A 19,270-nucleotide genomic window follows, 5' to 3' on the forward strand; every position below is an offset into this window, starting at 1 on the left:
GGCCCCCGGCCGACGCCGGGAGGCGCCGCCACCCGCTGGTCGCTCCCCCTTCGGCCCAGCGGTCCCGTCCTGACCGGCGGGCCCGCCCGGAACTCACCCGGGCGGGCCCGTACGGCGGTTTCCTGTCACCCGGCCGGGGCAGGCTCCCCGTGTCGCCGGACAGCCACCGCCCGTCATCCGGGAGGCTTACGCGCACCCCCCGCCGCATGCTTCCGGCGGGTGCGCGACTCCCCGGGGAAAGGACGTCATGTCGGACAGCTCCTGGACCCGCACCTCACCTACCACCGGCCGTTCACCGGCCACAGCCCCCGGGCTGCTGCACTCGCTCGGCCCCCTCCTGCTGGAATGGCTGCCGCAGCAGCGGTGGTTCGCCGGCAAGGGCCGGCCGGTCACCGGCTTCGACCTCGTGGCGGCGACCGAGCTGCTGCCCGTGGACGGCCGCCCCGGCACCCCGGGCCTGCTCCATCTGCTGCTCGACGTGGAACAGGACGGCCGGCGCGCCGACTGCTACCAACTGCTGCTCGGCACCCGCACCGTACTCCCGCCCGCGCTCTCCCCCGCCGCACTCGGCCAGGCGACCGGCGGGCCGCTCGACGGGCTGACGGTCTACGAGGGGCTGCACGACCCGCGCCTGACGGCGGTCCTGCTGGAACGTCTCCGCGCCCCGGGCCGCACCGGGCGGCTGCGCTTCCTCAGCGAGCCGGACGCCGCCGTCCCGGCCGGACTGGCGCCGCGGCTGTCCACCGCGGAGCAGTCGAACACCTCGGTCATCTACGGCGACCAGTACATCCTCAAGGTCTTCCGCCGGGTCTCCCCCGGCGCCAACCCGGACCTCGAACTCTCCCTCGCCCTGGCCCGCGACGGCTCCCGGCGGGTCGCGGCCCCGGCCGCCTGGTTCGAGTCGCTCCCGGCGCCCGCGCCGGACGGCGCACCGGACGGCGTCGGCGGGGAGCCCGCGACGCTCGGCGTGCTGCAGCGCTACCTGCTCGGCTCGACCGACGGATGGGAGCTGGCCCTGCGGGCCGTGGACGGCGGCACGGACTTCACCGCCGACGCCCGCGCCCTGGGCGCCGCCACCGCCGAGGTGCACGCGGCGCTGGCCCGCGCGCTGCCCACCGGTTCGCTGGACCGCCGCAGGATCCAGCTGGTCGCGGCCAACATGGCGCAGCGGCTGGACACCGCGGCGGCCGAGGTCCCGGAGCTGCGCCCGTACCGCACCCGGCTGCGGGCGGCCTTCCACGACCTGGCGGAACTCGGCGGCACCGGGGAGCGGGTGGCGGCCCAGCGCATCCACGGCGACCTGCACCTGGGGCAGGCGCTGCGCACCGCCGGCGGTGAGTGGCTCCTGATCGACTTCGAGGGCGAGCCCTCGCGCCCGCTGTCGGAGCGCCGGCTGTCCGCGCCGCCGGTCCAGGACGTCGCGGGCATGCTGCGCTCGTTCGACTACGCCGCCCGGCACCGCGACCCGGCCGCCCCGGCGGCCGGCGCGTGGGCGGAGCGGCACCGGGACGCGTTCTGCGCGGGCTACGCCGCCGCCTCGGGCACCGACCCGCGCGACCGGCCGGTACTGATACGCGCGTACGAGACCGACAAGGCCGTCTACGAGGTCCTGTACGAGGCCCGGCACCGTCCCGCCTGGCTCCCCATCCCGATGTCGGCCATCGACCGACTCGCCGCCAACCCCCCTCCGAGGAGGATCACACCGTGACCGAGCGCAACCCGTCTCCCCTCACGCCGGGCACGCCCGGCGCCGTGCCCCCCACCGCCGCGACCCCGGTGGAGAAGGCGCCGGGTGAGCCGCTCGGCCGGCCGCCGGTCGCCGTACCGCCCGCCGCCGCCGCGCCCGCGCCGGTGCCGACGGCGGCTCCCGCGCCCGCCCCCGCACGGGGCCCCGCCGCCCCCGCCCCGGTCCCGGCGGTCTCCGAGGCCGCCGCCCGGGGGTACGAGTCCGGCGTGACGCGTCCGCCCGCCTCGGGCAACGCCCCCCGGCACGCCGCGGACGCCGTTCCGCCGTCCCGCGGCGAGACCCGCGACCCCGGCGCCATCACCACCGACCGGCCCGCGCCTCCCGCGCCTCCGGCCGCCCCGCCGACCGCCCCTCCTGCCGCTCCCCCGGCCCCCGCCGCGCCCGCCGCACCGGTCCCGCCGCCCACCGCCGCGGCCCCGAAGGCCGCCCCGCTGCGCGTCGCCGGCCACGGCGTACGTCCCGCCGAACCGCTGGACGGCGCGGACCTCGGCCGGCTGCTGGACGGGGCGCACCACGACCCGCACGGGCTGCTCGGCGCCCACCCGGTGGACGGCGGAGTGCTCTTCCGGGTGCTGCGGCCGTACGCCCTGGGGGTGGCCGTCTCCGCGAGCGGGCTGCGCGCGGAGCTGCTGGACGAGGGCGACGGGATCTTCGCCGGGGTGCTGCCGCTGCGCGAGATCCCGGAGTACGAGCTGCTGGTGCGGTACGCGGACGGCGAGCACACCGTGCAGGACCCGTACCGGTTCCTGCCCTCGCTCGGCGACCTGGACCTGCACCTGATCGGTGAGGGCCGCCACGAGCAGCTGTGGCACGCGCTCGGTGCCCGGCCGATGACGCATCAGGGCGTCACCGGTACCCGGTTCGCCGTCTGGGCGCCCAACGCGCGCGGCGTGCGGGTCGCGGGCGGCTTCAACTTCTGGGACGGCACCGGCTTCCCGATGCGCTCGCTCGGCTCCACCGGTGTGTGGGAGCTGTTCGTGCCGGGGGTCGGCGAGGGCACGCCGTACAAGTTCGACATCGCCCTCCGGAACGGCGGGCACGCGCTCAAGGCCGACCCGATGGCCCGCAGCGCGGAGCAGCCGCCCGCGACGGCGTCGGTCGTCACGTCCTCGCACCACACCTGGGACGACGCCGAGTGGATGGCCCGGCGTGCGGCGGTCCCCGTCCACGAGGCGCCGTTCTCCGTCTACGAGGTGCACCTGACCTCCTGGCGGCCGGGCCTGACCTACCGCGAGCTGGCGGAACAGCTCCCCGCGTACGTCGCCGACCTGGGGTTCACCCATGTCGAGCTGATGCCGGTGGCCGAGCACCCGTTCGGCGGCTCCTGGGGCTACCAGGTGACGTCGTACTACGCGCCGACGTCCCGGCTGGGCTCCCCCGACGACTTCAAGTTCCTCGTCGACGCGCTGCACCGGGCCGGCATCGGCGTGATCATGGACTGGGTGCCCGCGCACTTCCCGAAGGACGACTGGGCGCTGGCGAACTTCGACGGCGTGCAGCTCTACGAGCACGGCGACCCCAACCGGGCCGAGCACCCGGACTGGGGCACCCTGGAGTTCGACCTGGGCCGCACCGAGGTGCGCAACTTCATGGTCGCCAACGCCGTCTACTGGTGCGAGGAGTTCCACATCGACGGGCTGCGGGTCGACGCCGTCGCCTCGATGCTCTACCTGGACTACTCGCGCGAGCACGGCGAGTGGACGCCCAACGAGCACGGCGGCCGGGAGAACCTGGACGCGGTGGCGTTCCTGCAGGAGATGAACGCGACCGTCTACCGGCGCTGCCCGGGGGTCGTGACGATCGCCGAGGAGTCCACCGCCTGGGACGGCGTGACCCGCTCCACCGACTCCGGCGGGCTCGGCTTCGGCCTGAAGTGGAACATGGGCTGGATGCACGACTCGCTGGAGTACGTGGCGAAGGAGCCGGTGCACCGCAAGTACCACCACCACGACATGACGTTCTCGATGGTCTACGCCTACTCCGAGAACTACGTGCTGCCGATCTCCCACGACGAGGTCGTGCACGGCAAGCGCTCGCTCGTCGCGAAGATGCCGGGCGACTGGTGGCAGCAGCGCGCCACCCACCGCGCGTACCTGGGCTTCATGTGGGCCCACCCGGGCAAGCAGCTGCTCTTCATGGGGCAGGAGTTCGCGCAGGGCGCGGAGTGGTCGCACGACCACGGGCCCGACTGGTGGCTGCTGGACGAGACGTACCCGGCGGCGGCCGACCACCGCGGGGTCCGCGACCTCGTGCGGGAGCTGAACCGCACCTACAACGCCACGCCGGCGCTGTGGCAGCGCGACACCGACCCGGGCGGCTTCTGCTGGATCGACGGCGGCGCGGCGGAGGACAACACCTTCTCGTTCCTGCGCTACGACGCGGACGGCGAACCGCTGGTGTGCGTCAGCAACTTCTCCCCGGTGGTCCGCGAGAACTACCGGATCGGCGTCCCCGACCGGGCCTGGCAGGAGGTGCTGAACACCGACGACGTGCGCTTCGGCGGCAGCGGCACGCCCGTCGGCGCGACGGGTCAGCCGGTCATCAAGCCGGAGGCGACGTCCTGGCACGGCCAGGAGCGGAGCGTCCTGCTCACCCTGCCGCCGCTGGCCACGGTCTGGCTGCGACCGGCCTGACCTCCGCACTCGTACGTTCCTCCGAACCGGTGGCGTATTCACGCGCCCCGGTTCGGCGGTCCGCACGATGTGGACGGGGGACCGGCGCCCCTACGCTGACCCCGTGCACCGACCCTCTTCTGATCCACCCCGGTTGCCGTTCGACGCATCCGCGATCAGACGGCTCCGTGCCCAGCTCGGGATGAACCACTCCCACATAGCCCACGCCATGTGGATCTCCTACGGCACTCCCGTCAGGCCCGAGACCGTCGCCGCCTGGGAGCGCGGTGAACTCGTGCCGCGCGCCTCCGAGCTGCCCGCGCTCGCCGGCGCCCTGTGGTGCGACCCGTCCGACCTCATGAGCACGCCGACCACCCTGCTGGAGCACCGCTGGGCCCGCGGCATCGCCCCCTCCGACCTGGCGCGGGCGATCGGCATGTCGCTCTCCGACTACGAGCGGATGGAGGCCCAGGGCCGCTGGACCGGCAACGAGCGGCAGACCACCGCGCTCGCCGACGTGCTCGGCCTGTCGCTGCCGGAACTGCTGACGGTCACCGGCGGCGACCGGCGGCTGGACGCGCTGCTGCGGGAGGCCGTGGCGACCCGCTGGCAGGCCTACGTCAAACCCGTGACGGCCCTGGTGCCGCTGCCCCGGCACCGGATCGAACCGGTGCTGCGCGGGCTGCACTCGGAGTACCAGTCCGTCATGGTGGCGACCCTCAACTGGGGCAACGACGTGCCCGCGGCGGGCGGCGCGGGCGGCCGGGCCTTCCTCGACACGGTCAGCGACCGCTTCTGGGCGGGGCTGCGGGACCTGTAGGCCCGCGTCCTCCCCCCTCCCCCGGACCGGCCTAGGCCGGTGCGATCTCGCGGTCCCGGGGGGCCGGCAGCGGGTCGGCGTGCTTGCCGTCGGCGTCCGGGGCGGTTCCGGCGTGGTCGTCCACCAGCGTGGCCTCGTCGAAGGGCAGCTCCCCCGCGAAGACCCGCCCGGCGCGCTCCTTGTCGAACTCCTTGGTCCAGGTCCCGACGAGGACGGTCGCGACGGCGTTGCCCGCGAAGTTGGTCAGGGCGCGGGCCTCGCTCATGAAGCGGTCGATGCCGATGATGAGCCCGACGCCGTCGACCAGCGCGGGCTGGTGCGACTGCAGGCCGCCCGCCAGGGTGGCGATGCCGGCGCCGGTGACCCCGGCCGCGCCCTTGGAGGCGATGATCATGAAGAGCAGCAGGGAGATCTGCTGGCCCACCGACAGCGGATCGCCCATCGCCTCGGCGATGAACAGCGAGGACATCGTCAGGTAGATGGCGGTGCCGTCGAGGTTGAACGAGTAGCCGGTCGGCACGGTGATGCCGACCACCGGGCGGCTGACGCCCAGGTGCTCCATCTTGGCGATCAGCCGCGGCAGCGCCGACTCGGACGACGAGGTCGACAGGATCAGCAGGAACTCGCGGCCAAGGTACTTCAGCAGGTCGAAGAGGTTCACCCCGGCGACCAGCCGCAGCAGCGTGCCGAGCACCACGACGACGAACAGCGCGCAGGTGAGGTAGAACCCGATCATGATCACGGCCAGCGACTTCAGCGCGTCCGTGCCGGTCTCGCCGACCACCGCCGCCATCGCGCCGAACGCGCCCACCGGCGCCGCCCACATGATCATCGCCAGCACCCGGAAGACGAGCCGCTGGATGTGCCCGACGCCCCGCAGCACCGGCTCCCCGGCCTTGCCGAGCGCCTGGACGGCGAAGCCGACCAGGAGCGCGACCAGCAGCGTCTGCAGCACCTGGCCCTCGGTGAAGGACGACACCATCGTCTTGGGGATGATGCCGAGCAGGAAGTCGACCGTCCCCTCGCTGCCGGCCGCCTGCTTGTGCCCGGCGGCCTTCGCCGCCGAGGTCAGGTGCAGGGTGCTGCCGGGGTGCAGGATGTTGCCGACCACCAGGCCGATGGCGAGCGCCACCGTCGACATCACCATGAAGTAGCCGAGCGCGAGCCCGCCCACGGCGCCGACCTTGGCGGCCTTGCGGACCGAGCCGATGCCGAGCACGATCGTGCAGAAGATGATCGGCGAGATCATCATCTTGATCAGGTTCACGAAGCCGGTGCCCAGCGGCTTGAACTCCTTGGCCACGCCGGGCGCGGCCAGCCCCAGCACGATCCCGGCGAGGACCGCCGCGATCACCGCCAGGTACAGGTAGTGCGTGCGGTCCTTCTTGCGGATCTCCGCTGTCTGCGGTGTCACGTCGCGGCTCTGCGTCGTCACGTCTGCCTCCGAGGTCTCGGTAACTTCGGTGACTATGCGCGGCCCGGTGACCGGGGTCACGTTTGCGTTCATTGAGTTCGCGGCGGGACGTGCACACTGTGGGACATGCCGACCATCCGGCGCGCACCCCCGCGCCCCCGCAGCCTCGCCGGCCAGCTGTTCGCCATGCAGGTGGTGATCGTGGCCGCCGTGGTCGCGGGCTGCGCCGTGCTCGCCTACGTGCAGGCGCACAGCCGGGCCGAGGACGCGGCGGACGGCCGGGTGCGGGCGGTGGCCGCGTCGATCGCCGACTCCCCCACCGTCCGGCAGGCCGCCCTCGCGGCGCCCGGCACCGACCCGAGCACGGTGCTCCAGCCGTACGCGCAACTGGTCGTCGCGGACGCCGGCGTGGACTTCGTGACGATCATGGCCCCGGACGGCATCCGCTGGACCCACCCGGACCCGCTGCGCATCGGCGAGCCGTTCCTCGGCCACACCGCGCGCGCCCTGCGCGGCGAGACCTTCACCGAGACGTACACCGGCACCCTCGGCCCGTCGGTGCAGGTCGTCGCCCCGGTGCGGGACGCGGCCGGCGGCCGGGTCGTCGCGCTGGTCAGCGTCGGCATCACGGTGGACGCGATCAGCCACGAGGTGCGCGGGCAGCTGACCGCGCTGATCGGCGTCGCCGCCGCCGCGCTCGCGGTCGGCGGCCTCGGCACGTACCTCGCCAACGCGCGGCTGCGCCGCCACACGCACGGCATGGCCGCGGCCGAGCTGAGCCGGATGTACGACTACCACCAGGCGACCCTGCACGCGGTGCGCGAGGGGCTGATCCTGCTCGGCGCCGACCGCCGGGTGCTGCTCTGCAACGACGCGGCGCGCGAGCTGCTGGGCCTGACCGGCGAGGTCGTCGGCGGCTACGTGGACGGCCTCGGGCTGCCCGCGTCCCTCACCGGCGCGCTGCTCGCCGCCGAGCCCCGCGTGGACGAGGTGCACCTGACCGCCGAGCGGGTGGTGGTCGTCAACACCTCGCCGGTGCACGGCGGGGAGCGCCGCGGCACCGTCGTCACCCTGCGGGACCACACCGACCTCCAGGCGCTGACCGGCGAGCTGGACTCGGTGAGGGGGTTCGCGGAGGCGCTGCGCTCGCAGGCGCACGAGGCCTCCAACCGGCTGCACACCGTCGTCTCGCTCATCGAGCTGGGCCGCGCCGAGGAGGCCGTGGAGTTCGCCACCGCCGAACTGGAGCTGGCGCAGACCCTCACCGACCAGGTCGTCGGCGCCGTCGGCGAGCCGGTGCTCGCCGCGCTCCTGCTGGGCAAGGCGGCCGAGGCCAACGAGCGCGGGGTCGAGCTGACCGTCACCGAGGACAGCCGGATCGACGACGGCGTGCTGCCCGACGGGTTCGCGGCCCGCGACCTGGTGACGATCCTGGGCAACCTCGTCGACAACGCCCTGGACGCGGCCGTCGAGGGCGCCGGCCGCCCGCGGGTCGCCGTCACCGCCCGGACCGAGGGCAACGAGCTGCTGCTGCGGGTCACCGACACCGGCCGGGGCGTGGACCCCCAGGTGCTGCGCGAGGTGTTCCAGCGCGGCTGGACGACGAAGAGCGAGGGGCGCGGGCTGGGCCTGGCCCTCGTGGAGCAGGCCGCGCGGCGCGGCGGCGGCACGGTGGAGCTGGGCCAGGACGACCGGGGCGGCGCGGTCTTCACCGTCCGCATGCCCCTGCTGCGGGAGGTACGGACATGAGCGGCACCGCGAGCGGCGGGCAGCCGGGCGCCGGCCGCGTCCTGGTGGTCGAGGACGATCCGATCGCCGCCGCGGCGCACGCGCTGTACGTCGGGCGGGTGGCCGGCTTCACGGTCGTCGGCACGGTGCACTCCGGCGGGGACGCGCTCCGCTTCTGCCGGCAGCACCCGGTGGACCTGGTGCTGCTCGACCTCCACCTGCCGGACGGCCACGGGCTGCAGGTCGTCCAGGCGATGCGGGCGGCGGGCCACACCGCCGACGTCATCGCGGTGACCTCCGCCCGCGACCTGGGGATGGTGCGCCAGGCGGTCTCGGCCGGCGTCGTGCAGTACCTGCTCAAGCCGTTCACCTTCCCGACGCTGCGCGACCGCCTCGACCGGTGGGCCCGCTTCCGCCGCGAACTGGCCGGGGGCGAGGCCTCCGGCCAGGACGAGGTGGACCGGGCGCTGGCGTCGCTGCGCAGCCCGGAGTCACCGGTGCTGCCGAAGGGGCTCAGCGGCCCGACGCTGGAGGCCGTCACGACCGTGCTGCGCGAGGCGGACGACGGGATCTCGGCGAACGCGGCGGCGGCCGCCGTCGGCGTCTCGCGGATCACCGCCCGGCGGTATCTGGAACACCTGGTGGACACCGGGCGGGCGGAGCGCAGCCCGCAGTACGGACAGGTGGGGCGGCCGGAGCTGAGCTACCGCTGGCACAGCAATAGGAAACTTTCCTAACCAATCTCTTGTCGCAGGCATGCGGGGCCACTAGCGTTCACGCAGCGTCCCAGAGCCAACTCCCGTACACGCTAGGAGTTCCCCCCATGCTCTTCTTCCCGCACTCCCGCCGCGGCCGCGTCGCGCTGGCCGCGACCGTGGGCCTCGCCGCGGCGACAGCGCTCGGCGCGACCGCCCAGGCGACCACCCCCGGCGCCGCGAAGGCCGCCCCGCAGGCCGCCGCCGCTCTCCCCAGCGGCATCGCGGCGCCGTACCTGTACCTCGGCTGGGGCACGCCGCCATCCGCGACGTCCGTGATGTCGGCCACCGGCATCAAGCAGTTCACGATGGCCTTCATGCTCTCCGACGGCGGCTGTAACCCCAAGTGGGACGGGAGCCGCGGCCTCACCGGCGGCACCGACCAGTCGACCATCAACGCGATCCGGAACGCGGGCGGCGACGTCACCGTCTCCTTCGGCGGCTGGAGCGGCAACAAGCTCGAGGAGAAGTGCACCTCGGCCTCCGCACTGGCCGGGGCGTACCAGAAGGTCATCAACGCCTACCAGCTGAAGTCGATCGACATCGACATCGAGGCGTCGGCGGTCGAGAACGCCACGGTCCGCAAGCGCACCGTGGACGCGCTCAAGACCATCAAGACCAACAACAGCGGCGTGAAGGTCTACCTCACCTTCGGCACCACCCCCACCGGCCCCGACGCCAACGGCAAGGACCTGATCAAGAAGGGCGCCGCCGCCGGTCTGAACGCCGACGGCTGGGCGGTCATGCCGTTCGACTACGACCAGGGCGCCGTCGACATGGCCGCCACCACCAAGTCGGCGGTCGACGGGCTGAAGAGCGCCGTCGCGAGCGCCTACGGGCTCTCCTCGGACGCGGCCTACCGCAAGGTCGGCTTCTCCTCGATGAACGGCATCACCGACAGCGCGGGCGAGAAGGTCACCCTCGCCAACTTCAAGTCGATGGTCTCCTACGCGACCAGCCACCACCTGGCCCGCGTCAGCTTCTGGTCCGTCAACCGCGACCGCAAGTGCGGCTCGGGCACCGACCCGGACGCCTGCAGCGGCATCACCCAGAACACCTGGGACTTCACCAAGGCGCTCGCCGTCTACACCGGCTGATCCCGCCCCGCCCGAACTCCGCGCCCCGGCCCGCAGCCCCGAGCTGCTGTCCGGGGCGCGGTCACGCGGTGGCGCGGTCCCGGTCGTGGAAGCGGCGGCAGCCGCGCGCCACCGCGTGCGCGACCCCGGCCGCCGCCAGCGCGGGCACGACCAGCATCGACAGCCCGGAGCCGCCGGAGAAGAACTGCTCGACGGCGCCCTCGGAGGTGAACGCGTCGACCGTGCCCAGCTCCAGCACGACCACCGCCGCGGCGGCCGCCGAGGGCGCCGCGGCCGGGGCGAACGCCCAGCGCGGCGGCAGGCAGACCAGCAGAGCGCCCGCCAGGCCGCCGCAGACCGCTCCGAGCAGGCCGCCGACGATCGGCCCGAGGGCGAGATAGGTGTACTGCCCGTACTCGGTGAACTCGAAGAGGCTGCCGCCCAGCGCGCCGCCCAGCAGACCCGCGGCCGCCAGGCAGAAGAACAGCGTCCAGCGCCAGCCGGCCGGGCCGTGGTCGGAGCCGTACCCCGGCGCCTCGTCCACTGTCGTCGCCACGCGGGAGCACCCTCTTCCATCCGCCCGGGTCGTCGGATGGATCAGAGTGCACCGCCGGTGCCCGCCGGATCAAGTGCGTGGCGCGTTCGGGGTACTTACCCCCCATCACCCACAAATGGCGGTGATGTCCCCTTGCTAGAAGACCGACTCGGCCTCGTCCATCCGCTCGTCCGGGACCCGCTTCAGCTCGACCACCGCGTCCGCGAGCGGCACCATCTCGATCTGGGTGCCGCGCAGCGCCGTCATGTGGCCGAAGGCCCCCTTGTGGACGCCCTCGACCGCGTGCCAGCCGAAGCGGTTGGCCAGCACCCGGTCGTACGCGGTGGGAACGCCGCCACGCTGGACGTGGCCGAGGATGACGGGGCGCGCCTCCTTGCCGAGCCGCTGCTCCAGCTCGACGGCGAGCCGGGTGCCGATGCCGCCGAACCGCTCGTGGCCGAACTTGTCCACCGCGCCGACGCCGTAGTCCATGGTCCCGGCGGCCGGGTGCGCGCCCTCGGCGACGCAGATGACGGCGAACTTCTTGCCGCGCGCGAAGCGCTCCTCGACCATCGCGACCAGGTCGGCCGGGTCGAACGGCCGCTCCGGCACGCAGATCCCGTGCGCGCCGCCCGCCATGCCGGACTCCAGGGCGATCCAGCCCGCGTGCCGGCCCATCACCTCGACGACCATGACCCGCTGGTGGGACTCGGCGGTGGTCTTCAGCCGGTCGATGGCCTCGGTGGCGACCATGACGGCGGTGTCGAAGCCGAAGGTGCGGTCGGTGGCCGAGATGTCGTTGTCGATGGTCTTCGGCACGCCGACGACGGGCATCCCGGCGTCCGACAGCATCTTGGCGGCGGTCAGGGTGCCCTCGCCGCCGATCGGGATGAGCGCGTCGATGCCGTACTGGCGGCACAGCTCCTCGGCGTTGTCCGCGGCCTCGCGCAGCCGGCCGCGCTCCAGGCGCGCCGAGCCGAGGATGGTGCCGCCCCGGGCCAGGATGCCGCTGACCGAGTTGAGGCCGAGCGGCCGGAAGCGGCCCTCGAGCAGCCCGACGAAGCCGTCCTCGAAGCCGATGACCTCGTCGCCGTGCCCGGTGAGCGCGCGGTGCACGACGGACCGGATGACGGCGTTGAGGCCGGGGCAGTCGCCGCCTGCGGTGAGGACTCCGATACGCATGGGCTGGTCTCTCCTGGGGGGTTACGGGCTCTGGGGTGCTGCGGGCTTGCTGGTACTTCGGCCGGACGCCGGAGCCGCCCGTTCAGGTCGACATGCTCCACGGCCGGCTCGACACGGGCTGGACCGGCCGGGACGCGCCGGCCCGGCGGCTTCCGTCCCGTCACTCCAGCCGCATCACCGTATTTCACCCTATGGGAACCATGCGGTGATGCGTACCGCCCCGCGCCTGGGCACGCGGGGCGGCGTCGAGCGGTTCGTACGGTCCCGCACGGCGCTTGGGACCGGCCAAAGCGCCGCCACGCCTCCCCCTACCGGGGGCATTGTCCCAGGTGAACGAGGGAATGACAGCATGAGGCCGACCGATGGCGGGCGCGGTGCGGGCCCGGGGTCGGCAAGCGACGGCCCCAGCGTCGCGTTAGCGTCATGGGGTAGGGACGAACCGGAGCGCGGCGGCGGGATCCAGCCGCGTCGGGACGTCCGGCCGGCAGGCGGCGAGAGCAGTGAAGCGGCGAGAGCAGTAGTGATACAGCAGCGATGAAGAGCAACCCAGCGCGACGATGGATCGGAGAACGCGCGTGACGCGCAGCGTCTATGTAACGGGGATCGGCCGCGGCGACGGACGGCAGGTGGTCGAGCTGGGGGTGATGGAGCTCCTGACCCGGCAGGTCGACCGGGTGGGGGTGTTCCGGCCGCTGATGCACGACGGGCCCGACCGGCTGTTCGACCTGCTGCGCAGCCGGTACCGGCTGACGCAGGACCCGTCCACGGTCTACGGCATGGGGTACGAGGCGGCCGCCGCGCTCCAGGCCGAGCAGGGGCACGCCGCGCTGACCGCCCTGCTGGTGGACCGCTTCCACGAGGTCGCCCGGGAGTACGAGACGGTGCTGATCCTCGGCTCCGACTTCGCCGAGACGAACCTCCCCGCCGAGCTGGGCGTCAACGCCCGGCTCGCCAACGAGTGCGGTGCCTCCGTGCTGCCGGTGGTCGGCGGTGTCGACCAGACGGCCGAATCGGTGGTCGCCGAGGTCCGCAACGCCTACCTCGCCTACACCAACCTCGGCTGCGACGTCATCGCCGTGGTCGCCAACCGGGTCGCACCGGCCGAGGCGGCCGAGGCCGGCCGCCGGCTCGACCGCCGGCCCGAGGTGCCCGTCTACGTCATCCCGGAGGAGCCCGCGCTGTCGGCGCCCACCGTGGCGCAGATCGTCGAGGCGCTCGGCGCGGACGTCCTGCTCGGCGACGAGGCCGGGCTCTCCCGTGACGCGCTGGACTTCGTCTTCGGCGGCGCGATGCTGCCGGCCTTCCTGCCCGCCCTGACCCCCGGCTGCCTGGTGGTCACCCCCGGCGACCGCGCGGACCTGATCATCGGCTCGCTCGCCGCGCACTCGGCGAGCGCGCCGCCGATCGCGGGCGTGCTGCTCACCCTGGACGAGCGGCCGGGCCCGGACATCCTGGCGCTGGCGGCCCGCCTCGCGCCCGGCACCCCCGTGATCGCGGTCGCGGCCGGCAGCTTCCCGACCGCGGCCGAGCTGTTCGCGCTGGACGGCAAGCTCGGCGCGGGCACCCCGCGCAAGGCGGAGACCGCGCTGGGGCTGTTCGAGACGCACGTGGACACCGCCGATCTGACGCAGCGGCTGTCGGTCGCGCGCAGCGAGCGCGTCACCCCGATGATGTTCGAGCACACCCTGATCGAGCGGGCCCGGTCCGCCCGGCGCCGCATCGTTCTGCCGGAGGGCGCGGAGGAGCGCATCCTGCACGCCGCCGAGGTGCTGCTGCGGCGCGGGGTCTGCGACCTGATCCTGCTCGGCGACGAGGACGTGATCCGCAAGAAGGCCGCCGACCTGGGCATCAACCTCGACCAGGCGGGCGCCACGATCGTCGACCCGCAGACCTCGCCGCTGCGCGAGCGGTTCGCCGAGCTGTACGCGAAGCTGCGCGCCCACAAGGGCGTCTCGTACGAGCTGGCCTTCGACGTCGTCTCCGACGTCTCGTACTTCGGCACCCTGATGGTGCAGGAGGGCCTGGCCGACGGGATGGTGTCGGGCGCGGTGCACTCCACCGCGGCCACCATCCGCCCGGCCTTCGAGATCATCAAGACCGCGCCGGGCGCGGAGATCGTCAGCTCGGTGTTCTTCATGTGCCTGGCCGACAAGGTCCTGGTCTACGGCGACTGCGCCGTCAACCCGGACCCGGACGCCGAGCAGCTGGCGGACATCGCCATCCAGGCGGCGGCCACCGCCGCCCAGTTCGGCGTGGAGCCGCGGATCGCCATGCTGTCGTACTCGACCGGGACCTCGGGCTCCGGCGCGGACGTCGACAAGGTCCGCAAGGCCACCGAGCTGGTGCGCGAGCGCCGCCCGGACCTGGCCGTCGACGGCCCGATCCAGTACGACGCGGCCGTCGAGCCGTCGGTCGCGGCGACCAAGATGCCGGACTCGGCGGTGGCGGGCCAGGCCACGGTGCTGGTCTTCCCCGACCTGAACACCGGCAACAACACCTACAAGGCCGTCCAGCGGTCGGCCGGCGCGGTCGCCGTCGGACCGGTGCTGCAGGGCCTGCGCAAGCCGGTCAACGACCTGTCGCGCGGGGCCCTGGTGCAGGACATCGTGAACACGGTCGCCATCACGGCCATCCAGGCGCAGGGCGAAGGAGAGAGCCAGTGAGCAGCCCCGACGGCGGGTCCGGCACCCCCTCCCGCGTCCTCGTCCTCAACTCCGGCTCGTCGTCGGTGAAGTACCAGCTGCTGGACATGGCCGTCGCCCCGGGCCCTGACGCGCGGCTCGCCTCCGGGCTGGTCGAGCGGATCGGCGAGGGCGAGGTCCCCGACCACGACGCTGCGCTGCGCAAGGTCGCCGAGGAGCTGGACGGGCAGGGCCTGGGCCTGGACTCCGCCGAGCTGGCGGCGGTCGGCCACCGCGTCGTGCACGGCGGCACCCGGTTCACCGAGCCGACGCTGATCACCGACGAGGTCGTCGCGGCGATCGAGGAGCTGGTGCCGCTCGCCCCGCTGCACAACCCGGCGAACATCACCGGCATCAAGGTCGCCCGCGAGCTGCGCCCCGACCTGCCGCAGGTGGCGGTCTTCGACACCGCCTTCCACTCCACGATCCCCGAGCACGCCGCCCGGTACGCGATCGACACCGCGACGGCGGACGAGCACGGGATCCGGCGCTACGGCTTCCACGGCACCTCGCACGCGTACGTCTCGCGGGCCGCCGCGAAGCTGCTCGGCAAGGAGTCGTCGCAGGTCAACGTGATCGTGCTGCACCTGGGGAACGGCGCTTCCGCCTCCGCGGTGGCGGGCGGGGTCTGCGTGGAGACCTCGATGGGCCTGACGCCGCTGGAGGGTCTGGTCATGGGCACCCGTTCGGGCGATCTCGACCCGGCGGTAGTCTTCCACCTGGCGCGCGTAGCTGGAATGACGGTGGACGAGATCGACACCCTGCTCAACAAACGCAGTGGCCTGCTCGGCCTGTGCGGTGACAACGACATGCGCGAGATCGGACGCCGCATGGCCGAGGGCGACGAGGCCGCCCGGCTGGCGTTCGACATCTACGTCCACCGCCTGCGCAAATACGTGGGCGCGTACACCGCCGTACTGGGCCGGGTGGACGTCGTCGCCTTCACCGCCGGGGTCGGCGAGAACTCCGCCGCGGTGCGCGAGGCGGCCCTGCGGGGCCTGGGCGCCCTCGGTATCGAGGTCGACGCCGTACGCAACGCCGTCCGCGGCCACGCCGCGCGGCTGATCTCCACGGACACCAGCAGCGTCGCTGTGGCCGTGATCCCCACCGACGAGGAGCTCGAGATCGCCCGCGCCACCTACGCGTTCGCCCAACGTTGACCACGCTTCATACCCAAGACGCCCCAGGAATATTCCGGAGCGGAACAAACCCGATAGGATTGCGCCCATGCGCCGAGCAAAGATCGTTTGCACCCTGGGTCCCGCCGTCGACTCCTACGACCAGCTGAAGACGCTGGCCGAGGCCGGCATGAACGTGGCCCGCTTCAACTTCAGCCACGGAACACACGCCGAGCACGAGGAGCGCTACCAGCGCGTGCGCAAGGTCGCGGAGGAGACCGGCCGAGCCATCGGCGTCCTCGCCGACCTGCAGGGCCCCAAGATCCGGCTGGCCAAGTTCGCCGACGGGCCCGTCGAGCTGGTCTCGGGTGACGAGTTCACCATCACCGCCGACGAGGTCCCCGGCGACAAGACCATCTGCGGGACCACGTACAAGGGCCTGCCCGGCGACGTCAGCAAGGGCGACCCGATCCTGATCAACGACGGCAACGTCGCGCTGCGCGTCATCGAGGTCGACGGCCCGCGCGTGCGCTGTCTCGTCGTCGAGGGCGGAGTGATCTCCGACCACAAGGGCATCAACCTGCCCGGCGCGGCCGTCAACGTCCCGGCGCTGTCCGAGAAGGACATCGAGGACCTGCGCTTCGCGCTGGCGATGGGTGTCGACATGGTCGCCCTGTCGTTCGTCCGCGACGCCTCGGACGTCAAGGACGTCCACCGCGTCATGGACGAGGAGGGCCGCCGGGTCCCCGTCATCGCCAAGGTGGAGAAGCCGCAGGCGGTCGAGAACATGGAGGCCGTCGTCATGGCCTTCGACGCGGTCATGGTCGCGCGCGGCGACCTCGCCGTGGAGTACCCGCTGGAGCGGGTGCCGGTCGTCCAGAAGCAGCTCATCGAGCTCTGCCGCCGCAACGCCAAGCCGGTGATCGTCGCGACCCAGATGATGGAGTCGATGATCACCAACTCGCGCCCGACCCGCGCCGAGGCCTCCGACGTCGCCAACGCCATCCTCGACGGCGCCGACGCGGTCATGCTCTCCGCCGAGTCCTCCGTGGGCAAGTACCCGATCGACACGGTCAAGACGATGTCCCGCATCGTCGAGGCCGCCGAGGAGGAGCTGCTCAAGCGCGGCCTGCAGCCGCTGGCGCCCGGCAAGAAGCCGCGCACCCAGGGCGGCGCCGTGGCCCGTGCCGCGGCCGAGCTGGCCGACTTCCTGGACGCCAAGACCCTGGTCGCGTTCACCCAGTCCGGCGACACCGCCCGCCGCCTGGCCCGCTACCGCGTCCCGGCCCCGGTGCTGGCGTTCACCACCGACCCCTCGACCCGCAACCAGCTCGCGCTGACGTGGGGCGTCGAGACGTACGTGGTCCCGTACGTCGACAACACCGACGCCATGGTGGAGGTCGTCGACACGGAGATGCTCAAGCTCAAGGAGTACAACGCGGGTGACACCGTGATCATCACCGCCGGCTCGCCCCCCGGCGTCCCCGGCAACACCAACATGGTCCGGGTGCACCACCTGGGCGACGATCTCAGCAAGTAGTCACACCGCTCCACCCCTCCCCTCCCACGACGCCATCGCACAGGTCGTCGCGGGCGGGGGCGGACGCGGACGCGCCGAGGGCGCCGACCCCACTGGGGTCGGCGCCCTCGGCTTTTGTGCGGCTCCCGGACGGGTCTGTGCGGGCTCGGTACGCGTGCGTACGGGCCCGGTGCGGGCTCGTTACGGGTACGAGCCCTCGGTGATCGTCTGGTGCAGGTTGCTGATGTGCAGTGTGCCGCCGAACTGGCCGGCCTGACGGATCTTGACGTTGGTGAAGACCGCCAGCGGGACGTTGATCGGCGGGGGCGTGTCGGGGCTGAACGTCACCGGGATGAGGCCGAAGAGGTTGCCCTTCAGCTCCTCGGTGTACATCGTCACGGTGCCGTTCTGGATCGTGGACGTCGTGCCCGGACCCTGCACGTGGTAGACGTGCCCGTTCGCGCTGACGATCTGGTGCAGGTCCTTGATGTCCAGCGAGCTGGCGGTGAACTTCAGGACCTTCTTCACCACGCCGCCGGACGTCTTGACCTCGACGATGCCCTTGTAGTCCAGGCCCTTGAGCGTCAGCACGCTGGACTCCAGGTACCAGGGCTGGTCCGGCAGCGGCGCCGGGGTCTTCTCGTACTCGGCCTCGGCCAGCGCCTTGGCGTCGTGCGTCGGGCACGGGAACGGGGTCTTGCCGTCCGCGCCGGTCGCGGAGGGCGACGGCGTGGCGGTCTTCCCGGCATCCGCCGCCTTGTCGGCCGCGTCCTCGACTGCCTTCTCGGCCTTCTTCGCCAGGGCCGGCGGTGAGGACGTCCTGGCCGCGGGCGCCGTGGTGGTGGGGCTCGTGGTCGGCGCCTTGGTGGGCGCCGTCGTGGGAGCCGTCGTCGGCGCGGTGGTGGGCGCCGTCGTCGGGGTGGCGGGCTTGTTCAGGCCGAGGACGTCCTTGATGGCGTCACCGACACCGAGCGGGTCCCACGGGTTGAACGACTTCGTCGGGCTCGGCGTCGCCTTCGGGGCGGCCGGCGGCGTCGTGGTGACGGCCTTCGGCGCGGTCGTGGCGGCGGCCTTCGGCAGCGTCTTGGAAGCGGACTGCGGCTCGGCCGTGGTCGCCGACGGGCTCGGCTCGGACGTCGGCTTCGTACCCGGCTCGGCGCTCTCCCCGGCGGAGGGCTTCGCGGCCGGCTTCGTGGTCGTGGCGTCCGGCGACGGCGTGTCGGACTGCGTGACACACGGGCCGGGGGCGTACGGGTTCTTGGGCATCTCGTCGGCGAGCGCGAGATGCGGCGTTATGCCCATGCCCATCAGAACCGCCGTGGGCATCGCGGCGATGGCTATCGCCTTGCCGGCCGGCATCTGGAGCTTGGTGAAGAGCGACTTCCGCGGCGCCGCGTGGCGCGGTGCCAATCTGGTACGGGGTCCGTCGCCGTGGGCCGGCAGAGCCTCGTCACCCCGCACTACGCCCTCCTATGGTTGTTGGTCGTCTCGTCGTCCGCGCCGGCCGTGTGGTCCGTTCCGGCCGGGTTCTTCTCCAGCTGCGGTTCCCACAACTCCTGGCGCGATACCGCGGCGCCGCCGTCGGCCGGTGCTGCGTCCGGCAGTGCGGCGGCTGCGTCGGGCTCGGCCGTCACCGGAACACCGGGGGCCCAGGCGACAGCAAGCGCTCCGCCCACCAGGGCCAGCAGGAAGCCGATCAGGAATCCGCCGAAGTTCGACACAGGGATGGACACCAGTGCCAGCAGGATCGCGGCCACACCCGCGAAGATGCGCACGAGCGGCTGGAACCACATCGTCAGACCTAGCACCATCAACAGGATGCCGATGACCAGCGAACTGGAGCCGGTCGTCGTGGACATCCTCACAGTGAGCTGCCCGAGGGTCATGTTCGCGTAAGGGAAGTACGCGATGGGGACCCCGCTCAGGAGGGTCAGCAGGCCCGCCCAGAACGGTCGCTGCCACCGCCAGTTACGGAACCGCGTGTGGGCGGTGTGGAAGGCATTCGGTTGGTGATGACGCAGCCCTGGCGACTCGGCACTCATGGAACAGCTCCCTGGGACTGGCTTTTGCGCAAGAAAGTTGG

At 72.8% G+C, this 19,270-nt stretch carries 14 protein-coding genes; 9 read left to right on the forward strand and 5 right to left on the reverse strand.

Features of this window, described 5'->3' with window-relative positions; genetic code table 11:
- Positions 1-247: 247 nt before the first annotated feature.
- The 3 genes from ABZ721_RS06640 to ABZ721_RS06650 all read left to right on the forward strand — a co-directional run bounded on the left by ABZ721_RS06640 (position 248) and on the right by ABZ721_RS06650 (position 5,179).
- Positions 248-1,708: a maltokinase gene (locus ABZ721_RS06640; protein WP_358787493.1), complete on the forward strand. Its 1,461-nt coding sequence runs from the start codon at positions 248-250 to the stop codon at positions 1,706-1,708.
- On the forward strand, positions 1,705-4,380 hold the full coding sequence (gene glgB / locus ABZ721_RS06645; protein WP_358787494.1) for a 1,4-alpha-glucan branching enzyme: 2,676 nt from the start codon (positions 1,705-1,707) through the stop codon (positions 4,378-4,380). The genes ABZ721_RS06640 and glgB overlap by 4 nt, the downstream gene beginning before the upstream one ends.
- 181 nt (positions 4,381-4,561) lie before the next feature.
- Positions 4,562-5,179 carry a helix-turn-helix transcriptional regulator gene (locus ABZ721_RS06650; RefSeq protein WP_358787495.1) on the forward strand — a complete coding sequence of 206 codons (618 nt, stop codon included), beginning with the start codon at positions 4,562-4,564 and terminating at the stop codon, positions 5,177-5,179.
- Between the two features lie 31 nt (positions 5,180-5,210).
- Here ABZ721_RS06650 and ABZ721_RS06655 read toward each other — a convergent pair whose 3' ends face one another.
- Positions 5,211-6,614 (reverse strand): cation:dicarboxylase symporter family transporter, encoded by a 1,404-nt coding sequence (locus tag ABZ721_RS06655; protein WP_358787496.1) that lies wholly within the window; start codon positions 6,612-6,614, stop codon positions 5,211-5,213.
- 105 nt (positions 6,615-6,719) lie between these two features.
- Between ABZ721_RS06655 and ABZ721_RS06660 the strand changes: the two genes are divergently transcribed.
- The 3 genes from ABZ721_RS06660 to ABZ721_RS06670 all read left to right on the forward strand — a co-directional run bounded on the left by ABZ721_RS06660 (position 6,720) and on the right by ABZ721_RS06670 (position 10,173).
- The gene (locus tag ABZ721_RS06660; protein ID WP_358787497.1) at positions 6,720-8,342 is read left to right on the forward strand and encodes a sensor histidine kinase; all 1,623 of its coding nucleotides are present in this window, start codon (positions 6,720-6,722) and stop codon (positions 8,340-8,342) included.
- A complete protein-coding gene (locus ABZ721_RS06665) occupies positions 8,339-9,058 on the forward strand; it encodes a response regulator (RefSeq protein WP_358787498.1) in 720 nt (239 codons plus the stop codon). The genes ABZ721_RS06660 and ABZ721_RS06665 overlap by 4 nt, the downstream gene beginning before the upstream one ends.
- An 86-nt stretch (positions 9,059-9,144) precedes the next feature.
- The gene (locus tag ABZ721_RS06670; protein ID WP_358787499.1) at positions 9,145-10,173 is read left to right on the forward strand and encodes a chitinase; all 1,029 of its coding nucleotides are present in this window, start codon (positions 9,145-9,147) and stop codon (positions 10,171-10,173) included.
- Positions 10,174-10,234: 61 nt separating this feature from the next.
- Here the strand turns inward: ABZ721_RS06670 and ABZ721_RS06675 are convergent, their stop codons facing one another.
- Together ABZ721_RS06675 and ABZ721_RS06680 are read right to left on the reverse strand one after the other, a co-directional pair.
- Positions 10,235-10,708 carry a hypothetical protein gene (locus ABZ721_RS06675; RefSeq protein ID WP_358787500.1) on the reverse strand — a complete coding sequence of 158 codons (474 nt, stop codon included), beginning with the start codon at positions 10,706-10,708 and terminating at the stop codon, positions 10,235-10,237.
- A gap of 135 nt (positions 10,709-10,843) precedes the next feature.
- Positions 10,844-11,869, reverse strand: a complete 1,026-nt coding sequence (locus ABZ721_RS06680) for an ATP-dependent 6-phosphofructokinase (protein ID WP_358787501.1) — start codon at positions 11,867-11,869, stop codon at positions 10,844-10,846.
- Between the two features lie 575 nt (positions 11,870-12,444).
- Here ABZ721_RS06680 and pta point away from each other — a divergent pair.
- The 3 genes from pta to pyk all read left to right on the forward strand — a co-directional run bounded on the left by pta (position 12,445) and on the right by pyk (position 17,208).
- Entirely contained in the window at positions 12,445-14,532 is a 2,088-nt protein-coding gene (pta, locus tag ABZ721_RS06685; protein WP_358787502.1) for a phosphate acetyltransferase, read from the forward strand.
- Positions 14,529-15,710, forward strand: a complete 1,182-nt coding sequence (locus ABZ721_RS06690) for an acetate kinase (protein WP_358787503.1) — start codon at positions 14,529-14,531, stop codon at positions 15,708-15,710. Before pta ends, ABZ721_RS06690 begins: the two co-directional genes overlap by 4 nt.
- 67 nt (positions 15,711-15,777) lie before the next feature.
- A complete protein-coding gene (pyk, locus tag ABZ721_RS06695) occupies positions 15,778-17,208 on the forward strand; it encodes a pyruvate kinase (protein WP_358787504.1) in 1,431 nt (476 codons plus the stop codon).
- Between the two features lie 180 nt (positions 17,209-17,388).
- Here pyk and ABZ721_RS06700 read toward each other — a convergent pair whose 3' ends face one another.
- Positions 17,389-18,648 carry a hydrogenase expression protein HypF gene (locus ABZ721_RS06700; protein ID WP_358787505.1) on the reverse strand — a complete coding sequence of 420 codons (1,260 nt, stop codon included), beginning with the start codon at positions 18,646-18,648 and terminating at the stop codon, positions 17,389-17,391.
- Positions 18,648-19,229, reverse strand: a complete 582-nt coding sequence (locus ABZ721_RS06705; RefSeq protein WP_358787506.1) for a DUF6114 domain-containing protein — start codon at positions 19,227-19,229, stop codon at positions 18,648-18,650. The genes ABZ721_RS06700 and ABZ721_RS06705 overlap by 1 nt, the downstream gene beginning before the upstream one ends.
- Between the last annotated feature and the right edge of the window lie 41 nt (positions 19,230-19,270).

Source organism: Streptomyces sp. NPDC006733 (assembly GCF_040636125.1).
In the GTDB taxonomy this organism is placed as follows: Bacteria; Actinomycetota; Actinomycetes; order Streptomycetales; family Streptomycetaceae; genus Actinacidiphila.

Coding starts and splice junctions, on each gene's coding strand:
- ABZ721_RS06640 (WP_358787493.1), top strand. CDS start 248: ATGTCGGACAGCTCCTGGACCCGCACCTCACCTACCACCGGCCGTTCA.
- ABZ721_RS06650 (WP_358787495.1), top strand. CDS start 4,562: ATGAACCACTCCCACATAGCCCACGCCATGTGGATCTCCTACGGCACT.
- ABZ721_RS06660 (WP_358787497.1), top strand. CDS start 6,720: ATGCCGACCATCCGGCGCGCACCCCCGCGCCCCCGCAGCCTCGCCGGC.
- ABZ721_RS06665 (WP_358787498.1), top strand. CDS start 8,339: ATGAGCGGCACCGCGAGCGGCGGGCAGCCGGGCGCCGGCCGCGTCCTG.
- ABZ721_RS06670 (WP_358787499.1), top strand. CDS start 9,145: ATGCTCTTCTTCCCGCACTCCCGCCGCGGCCGCGTCGCGCTGGCCGCG.
- ABZ721_RS06680 (WP_358787501.1), bottom strand. CDS start 11,869: ATGCGTATCGGAGTCCTCACCGCAGGCGGCGACTGCCCCGGCCTCAAC.
- pyk (WP_358787504.1), top strand. CDS start 15,778: ATGCGCCGAGCAAAGATCGTTTGCACCCTGGGTCCCGCCGTCGACTCC.
- ABZ721_RS06705 (WP_358787506.1), bottom strand. CDS start 19,229: ATGAGTGCCGAGTCGCCAGGGCTGCGTCATCACCAACCGAATGCCTTC.